Source organism: Pseudidiomarina indica (assembly GCF_900104245.1).
Classification (GTDB): Bacteria; Pseudomonadota; Gammaproteobacteria; order Enterobacterales; family Alteromonadaceae; genus Pseudidiomarina; species Pseudidiomarina indica.
In genome coordinates, this window is the sequence record NZ_FMXN01000009.1 from 1 (window position 1) to 12673 (window position 12673).

A 12673-nucleotide genomic window follows, 5' to 3' on the forward strand; every position below is an offset into this window, starting at 1 on the left:
TACCAACTGCTGGCGAAATACGTGGCGCATGCTTGGCAATACACACTCAGTACTGCTACGACAACTGCGCCAATAATGGGTTTGATTGTTTCCCACAGCTTACTGAAAAAATACCCACTTGGGTCGGTATAGCTCATGGGGTTGTTCAGCACATAGCTGTAGCGGTTGTAGTTCTGGCTGTTTTTGGGTTCTTGCACAAAGGGGTCGGCCTGTAAAAAGCGCCCGAGGGTAGGGTCATAAATGCGCCCCTTCATGTGCACAATCCCCAAGGCATCCATTTGCCGATGCCCGGTAAAGCCTTGCTCGGTTGGCGGCAGCATGCTGCCAAGTGCAACACCGCTTGCAGTGTATATGGTTCGGGTTTGACCAAAAGCACTAAATAGCTGCTGGCTGATTATCTCGCCAGTGGTGGCTAAGGTGGTAAACACCGAGCCTAAATGGTCTTTAAAGAGCAAGTACGTGGCTTCCGTGGTTGTGCTTGCGCTTTCGCGCTGCACGATGACCACGTCATCCGCCACGGTGTAGCGGTATTCGGTTAAGCCCCGGCGCCGCCACTAACGACGACAACTCATAAGTTATTAAAACTGGCTTAATTAGAATATTGAACACCCTCGATTTATGTGTCGTTCATTATAACGAAGGATTGCACTTTAGTGACACCCAGGCTTGAAAAAACAATACTCAAACTATTCAGGTCACCATCCTCGTAAAAGTAAATAGAATATTCACTTTCAACTCGACCTTTACCATCAAAATATTCAATATCAACTATTTCGTTTATTCCGTCAGGGCAATTTTCATGTTTGCAATGGTTTTTAATCGATTCAGACAAATCGAGATCTTCGCCATCGATAATGTTATTTTTATGAATACCTAATTGATTGAACAAGCCAAATAACATCACAACACTGTAGTCATATATATAGCTTGGTAGTTTTAGCTCATCTTCTAAACAGGTTACTCCATCATATAGAGAGTGGATTTTATTTAATAAAATCTCATGCCTATCTATAAAAAATCGTTCAGTAATTTCATACCTCAAACACAACCCCTTTCCAATAGGAGTGGTTTCATTATATTGCCCTAAATTAAAGGGCTCATCTTTATAACTGGCCATCCCGGGTAAGCTGAGCGTCAACAAGGCACAGTATAATAATATTTTAATCACCATAAGCCTCTATAACCCTTCTGATTTCATGGGAACTTACACTCCGAAATTCATCGTAAGTCATAATACCTCCGGTTCCTGGTGAAGCGTGATAAAACCCTAGAATATGACCGAATTCATGAGCTGCCGTACTATAATTTCCAATAGTGGCATACCAAATTTTATTTCCGCCAATTTCGGCAGAGCCTAACCCTTCTATACCTTTGCACTTTAATGGGGTGCAGTAGGTCATATAAAGATCGCTATCGGCTTTAACCAATTTTATATCAACGTTAAATGTGTATCCATCGTCCGACACATTCCACATTTCTTTAATTTGCTTAATATAGATTTGTGCCTCCTTTTCAGAAACAGTACTATCGATACTTAGCGTAAGCTCAAGAGCGACAGATTTTTCATCGGTCTGAATTTTACTTTTTATTATCGGGTTTACTTTGAGCCTCTGATCTTTAGCTTGGTGTTCCACTTCATCATTAAACAACCGAGAAAAAGCCCCAGTTACCGCGCCATTAGCGAACTTGCCACCACTTAAATTTGACGCGGTTCCGCCAACTAAAGCAGCAGCGGCTACGCGCCCTGCACTAAAGCGACTGCCTTTGTCTATTTTACCAATCGCCGGAGCAAAGGCTTGGGTAACGCCTGCGGCTGCAAAACCATGCCCAAACTTGCCGCCACTGAGTACGTTCATGACACCACCAGTGAGGCCGTGCATAAACACTTTGCTGTAGTAGGCGCTAGTGCCCATGCTGACATCCATGCCACTAAAGGCTTCACCAACCCCATAAAACGCAGCGGCAGCCACCGCCCCTCGCAATGCTCCCGTGAAGATATTCCCACCATTAGCAGCAGCACCTGCTGCTCCGGCTATAGCACCTGCGGTGGCGGCACCATACCAACTGCTGGCGAAATACGTGGCGCATGCTTGGCAATACACACTCAGTACTGCTACGACAACTGCGCCAATAATGGGTTTGATTGTTTCCCAGAGCTTACTGAAAAAATACCCACTCGGGTCAGTATAGCTCATGGGATTGTTCAGCACGTAGCTGTAGCGGTTGTAGTTCTGGCTGTTTTTGGGTTCTTGCACAAAGGGGTCAGCTTGTAAAAAGCGCCCTAGGGTGGGGTCGTAGATGCGCCCTTTCATGTGCACAATGCCCAAGGCATCCATTTGCCGATGCCCGGTAAAGCCTTGCTCGGTTGGCGGCAACATGCTGCCAAGTGCAACACCGCTTGCAGTGTATATGGTTCGGGTTTGACCAAAAGCACTAAATAGCTGCTGACTAATAATCTCGCCAGTGCTCGCTAAAGTGGTAAATACCGAGCCTAGGTGGTCTTTAAAAAGAAAATATGTGGCTTCACTGTGATTACTTCCACTTTGGCGCTGTACAATCACCACATCATCCGCCACGGTGTAACGGTACTCGGTTAAGCTACCGGCGCCGCCACTGCGGGTCTTTTTCTCAAACCCGCCAACCATGTGTTTGGTGTAGGTTACGCTTTGATTACTCTCTTGCAAAACATCTTGTTGGTAGTACAGAGCTCCATGGGCATCGTAGCGCATGCTTGAACTACTGCCGTTACTGCTAATGTGGGTAACGCGATCAGCCCCATCGTAGGTGAAGGTACGGAGACCATCATTAAGAACGTTTCCACTGGCATCATAACTAAAATTGTAAAACCGAGAGGATCCGCTTATCGGTGGAACCATTGGCGTGAGTGACATTGGAATTGTTCCACAGCAGCCAGGGGGTGGGTCGATAATAATAACGTCTTCGTCACCATCATCAAGTGACGGGGTGACCTGCATTAAGCGCATCGAACCGTCGGTGGCGTAGGTGTAATTGCCAACCCCAGTACGGAACGTGATATTACCAAAACCGTCATAACGTTGCTCGTTGGTGGTGTTTTGCGTCGTTGTTAGAGTGCCATTGACATCGGTAAAACTTTGCTGTGTTCGACGCAAGCGGTTTAAACCATCGTAGGTATATGACTCTTGAATGTGTGTTGAAGCCCCCAAAACGCGCTCAAACTCACTCAAGCGCGAGGTGACATTGCCCAGTGCGTCATGAGTTAAACTGACGGCGTTTAGGTCATTGCCACTATTGCGCATGCTCGTGTAAGTCAACCACCCTAAACTGTTATAAGTGCGTGTGGCCTGTTGCCCACCTTGGTAGCTAATGCTGGTGACAAGACCTTGGTCATTGGTGGCTTCAATGGTTTTAAGAACACTGTTTGTTTCCACTCGCACCAGTGCAGTAAAGTAACCATAGCTATTGTATTCACGGCGCACACTGACCGGTGCGGTGCCGCTTGGGTAGGTTGTAGTGGCTAAGCGACCGTCATTGTCGTAACTGTAGCTTTCCACATACGGTGTGCCTTCAATCATCGTTAATTGCTGACTGAGCCGTCCAGCGCTATCATAACTAAACTGTTGCTCGTGCTCAGGAGTACGACTGGCGTCACAATCGACACTCATATTACGGTGCAATGCACTGCGCACAACACGTCCAAGATTGTGTGCTGCACTGCTATTACCATAATACCAACAACGCGTTCCCACATTTGGCTGATAACTGCGTACTTTGCGCCCAAGGCTATCGTACATGATGGCTTGCGTTTGGCCATGAGCCGAAGTTTGTTCAATTAACTCCCCAAATGCATTATAGGTGTAGCTCCAAACACCTTTAACGGGGTCATCCATCGCTATTTTATTTCCCCAGTTGTCATACAATATCAGGGTACTATCTAACTGGCCGCCGCTGGCGGTCACGGTCGTTTCAATTAAATTGCCACTGGCATCATAACGAAAGGCAACTTCACCGCCGAGATGGTCGACAGTACGCGTGGTTTCACCAAAGCCATTGGTGTACTCGTCACTTCGCTGGCCCTTGGCATTCGTTGAACGGGTATAATTACCCCCGATGTAAACGGAGCTTGTATTACCTTGTGGGTTTTCAATCTGTATGACACGCCCAAGCACGTCATAACTGGTGTACGTTGCAAGGGTACTATTGGGTAACGTTTCAGCAACGGGGCGACCTTGCTCATCGTAAGTCATCGATACTGTCACCCACGCACCATCAAAGCCCTGCTGTGCTTTGGCGACTATCCGCCCCCATTTGTCAGCATAGGTTTTAGTGCTCGGTTGCCCTTGGGTTTGCGTGTGTTCAACCCAAAGTGAACCTGGCTCACATTCAATACACCATTGTCTGCTGATGGTACTGACAACGCCGTCAGCTCCTTGAGTCTGTATCGCACGGCCAAAGGCATCAAACCATTGGTGCGCACTCTCACCATTAGTGTTGGTCTCGGTAATTTTGAAAACACGCCCCGACGCACTGCTCGCTGGCATGTCGTTGTATCGGTAGGTGGTTCGATAGCCCCAATGGTTTTCTTTATAGTTCACATAGCGCCCGCGGCTGTCATATACCACATAACTTGAGCGGGTTTGGGGTGTGCCGCCAAGTTGCGCAACCCCACTTACGTGCGTGGCCACTTTTTGACCATAATCATCATAAACGTACTGTGTGGTTAGCTTATAGTTTGCATCATTGGGTGCCACCACCGATTCAACCAACAGGCCATCACTGCGATAGATAAAACTCGACTCTCGAGTAAAGACCGTTGCATCATCGCTACGCGTACGGGTAACGGCGGTATGGGTTAATCGACCAAAGCGTTGGTCACCATAGGTACTGTTCGTTTGGGTCGTTTTGCTGTTCCCAGTTGCTTCATCAAGCTCAATAACACTTAATTCAGTGACATTGCCATAATCGTCATAAAACGTTGTGGTTTGCGTCGATGTGCGCAGCACCGATTGTCCTGCACTGGTATATTGATAACCGTATTCTGTCGCACTCGCAATATACCCCATCACACCACCGTCAGCAGTGTTCCGCGTGGCGAGCTGGTTGGTCGCACTGCTGAGTAACTGACCATTGAGTGTTTGCTCCGTGTTTATTGGCATTCCATTTAGGACATATTCGGTCGCATCAACACTTTGAAAATAATCGGTGCGTGTCACCACCCCCGATTGTTCATCCTGGGTCTCTAACCACGCAAAACCTAACGAACCTAAGCCTTGTTTATGAACTGCGAGACCGCCATAGCGATAACTCACACTCACCTCATCCAAATCACCAGTCGCCGTCCGTACACGAGCAACTAACGGCATATGTCCTGTTATCGCAACGACATCGTCATCGTAAGAGACTAACTGGTTAGCCGACTCGTAAACATTGCTATCACTCATCGGTGCATAATCAATCTTTGTCTGCACTCCAAGGCTTGTTGTATAGCCGTCAATCACACTATCAACTTCACCATCAGCCAAACTATATAAAATCCAATGACTTCCCTGTGCAGCCAGCAAGTCCGTACGTAAGTCGGCGGTTAAAAAGCCGGGGATAAAAGTACTGGTATGGTGACGATAACGGGCTTCTCGCCATAAAAACTCAACACCATGGTTGTCGATGTCCGCATGCGCAAAGTAATATTGCCAACGGTTATTTGTGTCCGCATGCAAAATATCTGTGCGTCCATCGTTATTCACATCGATAAACAACGTCGCCGCAACAAGTTCGTCAGTGGAGCTGATGAGCCCCGTATTTTTTTCTGGGCCAAAAAACCGTCCATTCGACAGTCTATAAAACCAACGCCCATTCCGCGCATAAGCAATATCAGATAGTCCATCGCCATTAAAATCTGCAATGCGATAGCCATCATCAGGCATCGCCCAACTCTGGATCAAGTTTAACCGGAAGCCTTGGTTGGTTTTTTCTGAAAGAAAAACACTCAACGTCTCCGTTTCCGTGGTATTCCAATCACCACCCAAATCTAAACATTCAAGATGACTGCCAACGATAGGTATCGGTTGTCCTTGCACATAACACTGAGTCACTATCTCAGTGACTGGTATCACCATATCACTGCGTCCGTCACCATTGATATCTAACCCACTCCCCTGTGTCATATCACCAGAATTTATATACAGTGGTTCGTAGAGCTTCGCCTCCGGTGACGATGAAGTAAACTGATACAACACAACCGGTGCTGAAAATGCGTTCGGCCACTGATTGAAATACGCATAAATGGTATTGCCATCCATATAGACAATATCTTCAGCGCCATCGCCGTTCACATCCATCACGCGCGCCTTACCATCGCGCCCAATAGCAGGTTGGCCAATATCAAATGTCGTTGAGTAAGCACCAATGGCCTGCCAATGATCATTGTTTGAGGATACACCTAGAAGTTCCCGCACCCCGTCGCCATTCACATCAATGACTAATGTTTGGTGCGCAGGGTTCACTGTCGCCGATGTTAAGTGATGCTCAGTTGCTAAGCTCGGCCCCGCACGATAACGCCATGCCCCGTTATCAACATAAACAACATCATCAATACCGTCTCCGGTAATATCCATCACTTTTGTATAGGGTGCATTGATGTTGGCACCAAAGCCCAGCGTCCGATGCGTAAAAGGCGTGAAAGCCGTACTATTCGGTGTCGCCACCGTTTGCCAGTCAAAATTCACCGCTGGCGTGCATTGAGTCACCCCTAGCTCATCTTTCGCACATTGCTGAACAGCCAGCAACATCAATTTGTCATTTGGATATGCCGGTTCACGATAGGTCAGTTGATAAGTACTAAATTCTTCTTCATCCACAAGGATTTGTACTTTTTTTATCTGCGTTGACTGTGTCACCGCATACCCTGCGACGAAACCATTCAAAGGTTGAGCTTTCGCCACGCGCTCAATCACCACACGAATATAGGGAAGTTCTGATTTTATATGGTGACCACCATAGCGTACTTCACTTAAATAAGACTCACCTGCGATATTGTCTGTCACATAAATGTATTGAATGTAATTTGACATGACATCTTCGACCGATGACATCAGCCAAGCATTCACGACACCATTTGCACCTGGAATGACTGCTGCCTGCAGATCAGATGATAATCCGGTAACAGCCATGGCATTCCCAAAATAGGTTGTTTCTTTGGCTTTCGTCACGCGCTTAAAATACGCGGGACCAACACTGCTACTCCCACCATGGGCACTAATCACGGTTCCTGGTTGGCCATTAATTCGATAAATAGACCCTGGCGAACCATAGGTCCCAGTCACCAAGTGCAAACGCTGGCCATCAAGGCAAAACCGATCGGATTGTGTGAGCGTGATAGTCCCCACATCACCATCAAAAATTGGGGTTTTACGACACCGAGTGATTGAACTTGGCCCTTCCAAACGCCAACCGACACCGAGTTCGCCATCTCTGAAATGATGGCTTGAATACGACAGCGCTAACGCTGGCCGAACTTCACCACGCGCTATCGGTAAATCAAAGGGGATACTCAACACGGCTGCACCACTTTCATCAACCCGAAAATCGGTCGCCAAAGGTGCCACTGAGTCCTGTGCAAATGTTGAGAATATTGCTGTCGTAAAGCAAAAAATGAGAAAATGACAGATCCGTTGCATCGATATATCCACTTATATTTTTTTTGTTATTTTTGGTAAATTACACTTGTAGATAAATTATTCAATCTTTTTTGCAACAAAATAGAAGCAAAAATACAACTATCATTGCGATATCCTACCAAGGAGCTGAAGCATGGCCCGTTACCAGATTAAGTTTAAGCGTGTGTATGATGCGCCTGCGGCGACCGATGGTGTGCGGGTGTTGGCCGATCGACTGTGGCCTCGCGGCATCAAAAAAGTTGCACTCGCACACGATGATTGGTGCAAAGACGCCTGCCCATCACACGCTTTACGTCAGCAATATCATGCCCAGGTCATCGATTGGCCAACCTTTGCCCAGGCCTATGCTGACGAACTAGCCGCGAATCCCACTTCATTAACTCCACTACTTGCTTATGCACGGCAATCCACATTAACCTTGCTGAGTGCCGTCAAAGACGTCGAGCATTCTCACTTGCCTGTTCTCAAGCAGGCAATTTTGACCCGACTTGAAGATGACAATGAAGAGCTCGACCACCATAACTAGAATCATTGGGGATAACCGTGACAACCGATTTCATTGAAGTATACGACGGTGCTTTACCCGCCGAGCTGTGCGAGCACTTGATTCAGCTATTTGAGAAAAGCCCTCATAAACAGCCAGGGCGCACGGGCGGTGGTGTCGATCGGGAAAAAAAGCTCAGCGAAGATTTGTACCTCAACCAGCATGCTGACTACGCAAGCGAACTACGGACAATCTGTGATATCACGACCAAGTACGCCGTCGAGTACTTTAAAAAATACCATTTTGCCCTGATAGCCCCCATCGGGCTGACGGTAAAACACCCCCAAACCGGGCAACCAGTTAAGCTTACTCATGAAAACTATGCTGAATTAGCGGCCGGTAAAGAACAAGGCTTTATGCAATTGCTCTATCGGTTAGGCCCTATCCAAGCACAAAAGTATCAACGGGGTGAGGGCAACTACAACTACTGGCACTGTGAGGTCTTTCCTGAAAAAAACAGCGATGAGGCCTTACACCGCACCCTGTTATTCATGTTCTACTTAAACGACGTGACGGAAGGGGGTAGTACTGATTTTTACTATCAGCAACGCTCTATCCAGCCGAAGCAAGGCCGCATGGTGATCGCTCCAGCATATTTTACGCATACCCATCGTGGTACCACCCCACAATCCCATGATAAATACATTTTGACCAGTTGGATTTTACTCAACTCGGGCCAACAATTATTCCGGTGATTTAAGGATCTGGCCTGAGCTATCTCGTACAGTCACGTCAACATGAATGCCTTGGCGTACACTTTGAGTCACCACACAAAAGTCCTCAAATTGGGCCAAGGCGCGCTCTAACCGGTCGAGCTCTGCAGCTACCTGACCTAAATTCAAATCAACTTTCATGGAGGTAACCCGCAAGCGGCCCTCCACCCGTTCTAAATCCCCTTCCACGGTTGCCGTGACTTGACCAGGGTCCCCCTTAAACTTACGAATTGCGAACATCAAGCTTGCTGCTAAACAGTTAGCAACGGCTGCGGCAAGCAATTGACTCGGACCGGGACCATCTCCATGCCCCACGGGCTCATGCTCATCCGTGATAATTTTGCCAAACTCACCAAAATCAATTTCAAATTTATAGTGATCAATTAACGTGAGTTTCGCGGCAAATGCTGGTGCGCTCATGTATTCCTCCTGATTTTCTGCAATAATGTTCGACTCAACTTCATCATCCGTATCGCGCAAGGAGAATGATTCATGAAGAATCCGCTGTATATTCCCTATGCAGGCCCTAATTTAATTGAAACGCCCTTACTCAATAAAAGCAGTGCTTTTACCCGAGAGGAACGGGCTGCATTTAACTTGATGGGCTTGCTACCTCCTCGGTACGAGACAATTGAAGAGCAAGTGCAACGTTGTTACATGCAATACCAATCCTTCGACTCTGCAATTAATAAGCACATCTATCTCCGTGCGATACAAGATAACAACGAAACCCTATTCTACCGATTATTGCAAGAGCATCTGGAAGAAATGATGCCCATTATCTACACCCCGACGGTGGGTGATGCATGTGAGCAGTTCTCGGATATCTATCGCAGTGCACGGGGCTTATTCATCTCCTACGAAGACCGCGAACACATGGACGATATCTTGCGCAATGCTACGAAGCGGAAGGTGAAGGTCATTGTAGTAACCGATGGTGAACGAATTTTAGGCCTTGGCGATCAGGGCATTGGCGGGATGGGAATTCCAATCGGGAAACTCAGTTTATACACTGCCTGTGGTGGTATCAGCCCTGCTTACACCTTACCTGTGTGTTTAGATGTGGGTACCAACAACGAAAAATTACTGAATGATCCTATGTATATGGGGTCCCGCCACAAGCGCATTGGGCAAGACGAATACAACGCCTTTATTGAGCAGTTTATGCAAGCCGTCCGCCGCCGCTGGCCTGAAGCAATGATTCAATTTGAAGATTTTGCACAACCGAATGCGATGCCAATTTTGCAGAAGTATCGCCATGATTACTGCTGTTTTAACGATGATATTCAAGGCACTGCGGCCGTGACCGTCGGTACTTTACTCGCTGCCTGTCGGAGCATTGATGTGCAGCTAAAAGATCAGAAAGTGGTATTTGTGGGTGCCGGCTCAGCAGGCTGTGGAATTGCTGAGCAAATCATTCAGCAAATGGTTGCCGAGGGGTTAACTGACGAACAAGCACGCCGCAATATTTTCATGGTGGATCGCTATGGTTTACTCACCGAAAGGATGGAAGATCTCCGCGATTTCCAACAAGCACTCGCCCAACCGCTCAGCGCAGTTGGTCACTGGCAGCATAGTGGCCCCTACGCATCACTATTGGATGTCATGCATTGTGCGCAACCAACCATTTTAATTGGTGTGTCAGGGCAAGCAGGGCTCTTTACCGAACAAGTCATCCAAGCCATGTATCAATACACGGCTCGACCGATTATTTTTCCGTTATCGAACCCTTCTCGCCAAATTGAAGCACATCCTAAACAACTGGTCGAGTGGACTGAAGGGAATGCAATCATCGCTACGGGGAGCCCCTTTCCGCCTGTCGACTACCAAGGCCAGCACTACCCGATTGCCCAGTGTAACAACAGTTATATTTTCCCTGGCATCGGCTTAGGCGTTATTGCCGTGAAAGCTCGTTTGATTTCTGATGAAATGCTGATGGCCGCTAGCAATACGTTAGCGGAGCAATCGCCGTTGGCAACGGGAACAGGGCAGCACTTGTTACCACCTATTCATCAAATAGCTGAGCTCAGTAAAAGCATTGCGTTCCAAGTTGCTAAGGTAGCAATGCAACAGGGGCATGCCTTGGAAATCAGCGATGAACAGCTGCAACAACGAATTGCCGATAACTTCTGGAAACCTGAATATCGACGCTATAAACGAGTTAGCATTTAATCACAAACACTGGCGGATTCGTGCATTTCCTTGTATGTTCTAACAAGAATCACACAAGGAGGTTATATGCGCTTGATGCTCAGCCTGCTTTTTTTGCTTACTGTCTTGCCTGTTGCCTACGGGCAAGACATGAGTCCAGAGCAATCATCAACGGACGATGAACAGGCTGCCCTCGATAAATTTCGTGCAGGCTTAACTCGCACGGTCAATTCAACAGCACGCTGGATCGATTCGTTTTTCACCGATAAAATGGATCCTGCCGCTTACAATACCGCATCCGGTAGCCTTCGTTTAACCCCTGAATGGAGCGAGTATGACGGCCTTCGGGTAGACTCAAGTTTCCGCGCCAAAGTCATTTTCCCGCAAGCTGAGCGAAAATTTTCCGCCATGATTGGGCGAGGCGATTTTGATGACTTTATTACCGAAACCCATCATTCACGCCCCTCGGTCATTCACCGTGGACATGCTGATGAAGAGTGGATGATCGGACTTGGCTTTGATCCGCACATCGAAAATAAGCAGCACCGAGTTTCCTTTGGTGCGGGGTTTCGCGGTGGCCTGAAGTTAGACCCTTATCTACAAGCTCGTTATCGCTACGACATTATCATTTCACCGCGCGCTGAGTTGTCGACTCAATCCATTGCATTTTGGCGTGATAGCGATGGCTTTGGCGTTTCCCAAACCATGGAACTCGAAGCAGCCCTCTCCGATCGCTGGCTTTCCAAAAGCTGGGTAAAGGGAACCTTTGCCGAACGTAGCGATGGTTTACGTTGGCAAGCATCACAAAAGTTTTATTACATGTATCATGTTGACCGTGCGTTGGGCGCTGAATTTTGGTGGTATGGTGAAACCTCGCACGAGGTGCCCATGCAAGATTATGGCTTGCGCGGGCTGCACCGTCAGCGATTTTTGCGCGAATGGTTGTTTTTAGAAAGTTGGGTAGGCCTGCATTGGCCGCGTGAAGAGCTCACGGAACAACGGGAACCACGATGGCTGGTCGGCATTGAACTGGAACTCTTATTTGGTAGTTAACAGTAGGGAGCACGTTACGCAATGCATCAAGATAGTTTAGCCACCCCATTGGGCCCTCTAACGATTACCAGCAACCAAGGAACTCATATCAACCAGATTTCCTACGCAGCGCCCACTACCTCTGCTTCTTGTGCCCTCACCCAACGTGCAAAACACCAATTACAGGAATACTTTGCGGGCCAACGAACCCAGTTTGATCTTCCTTTAGCTCCGCAAGGGACACCATTTCAACAGCAAGTCTGGCAACAGTTACTGCAAGTTCCATATGGGCAGACCGTGAGTTATCAAGCCATTGCCACAGCAATCGGTCGCCCGAAAGCTTGCCGCGCGGTTGGTGGCGCCAATGGTAACAATCCTTTACCAATTATTATTCCCTGCCATCGAATTATTGGCGCGAATGGGACTCTAACAGGTTATACTGGTGGCATTGACAAGAAAGTTTGGCTGCTGACGCACGAAGGTGCTGACTTCGTGCCATTGTAAAGTTCAGGAAAAACCGCCGAAAAAACGTTGTGTAACAACGGATTTCAATCTTTACTAACGGTATCTATTGAAGAAAA

General features: G+C 47.6%; 9 protein-coding genes. 5 read left to right on the forward strand and 4 right to left on the reverse strand.

The window, feature by feature from the left end:
* The 3 genes from BLP64_RS07930 to BLP64_RS07940 all read right to left on the reverse strand — a co-directional run.
* The coding region (locus BLP64_RS07930; protein ID WP_233340133.1) for an RHS repeat domain-containing protein at positions 1-497 on the reverse strand (497 nt) is incomplete at its 3' end.
* A 119-nt stretch (positions 498-616) separates the two neighbouring features.
* Positions 617-1117: a hypothetical protein gene (locus BLP64_RS07935; RefSeq protein ID WP_143001083.1), complete on the reverse strand. Its 501-nt coding sequence runs from the start codon at positions 1115-1117 to the stop codon at positions 617-619.
* Positions 1118-1160: 43 nt separating this feature from the next.
* Complete coding sequence (locus BLP64_RS07940) at positions 1161-7652, reverse strand: RHS repeat-associated core domain-containing protein (protein ID WP_092593465.1); 6492 nt, start codon at positions 7650-7652, stop codon at positions 1161-1163.
* Positions 7653-7785: 133 nt separating this feature from the next.
* On the opposite strand from BLP64_RS07940, the gene BLP64_RS07945 reads away from it, so the two are divergent.
* The gene (locus BLP64_RS07945; RefSeq protein WP_092593467.1) at positions 7786-8178 is read left to right on the forward strand and encodes a DUF488 domain-containing protein; all 393 of its coding nucleotides are present in this window, start codon (positions 7786-7788) and stop codon (positions 8176-8178) included.
* A 17-nt stretch (positions 8179-8195) separates the two neighbouring features.
* Complete coding sequence (locus tag BLP64_RS07950) at positions 8196-8891, forward strand: 2OG-Fe(II) oxygenase (protein WP_092593469.1); 696 nt, start codon at positions 8196-8198, stop codon at positions 8889-8891.
* Here BLP64_RS07950 and BLP64_RS07955 read toward each other — a convergent pair.
* Positions 8880-9329: an OsmC family protein gene (locus BLP64_RS07955; protein ID WP_092593471.1), complete on the reverse strand. Its 450-nt coding sequence runs from the start codon at positions 9327-9329 to the stop codon at positions 8880-8882. The two genes, BLP64_RS07950 and BLP64_RS07955, sit on opposite strands and share 12 nt — an antisense overlap.
* Positions 9330-9401: 72 nt before the next feature.
* Here BLP64_RS07955 and BLP64_RS07960 point away from each other — a divergent pair, with 72 nt between their 5' ends.
* The 3 genes from BLP64_RS07960 (at position 9402) to BLP64_RS07970 (ending at position 12596) form a co-directional block, all read left to right on the forward strand.
* Entirely contained in the window at positions 9402-11081 is a 1680-nt protein-coding gene (locus BLP64_RS07960; RefSeq protein WP_092593473.1) for an NAD-dependent malic enzyme, read from the forward strand.
* Positions 11082-11147: 66 nt separating this feature from the next.
* A complete protein-coding gene (locus BLP64_RS07965) occupies positions 11148-12113 on the forward strand; it encodes a hypothetical protein (protein ID WP_092593475.1) in 966 nt (321 codons plus the stop codon).
* 21 nt (positions 12114-12134) lie between these two features.
* Positions 12135-12596, forward strand: a complete 462-nt coding sequence (locus tag BLP64_RS07970) for a methylated-DNA--[protein]-cysteine S-methyltransferase (RefSeq protein ID WP_092593477.1) — start codon at positions 12135-12137, stop codon at positions 12594-12596.
* Positions 12597-12673: the final 77 nt, after the last annotated feature.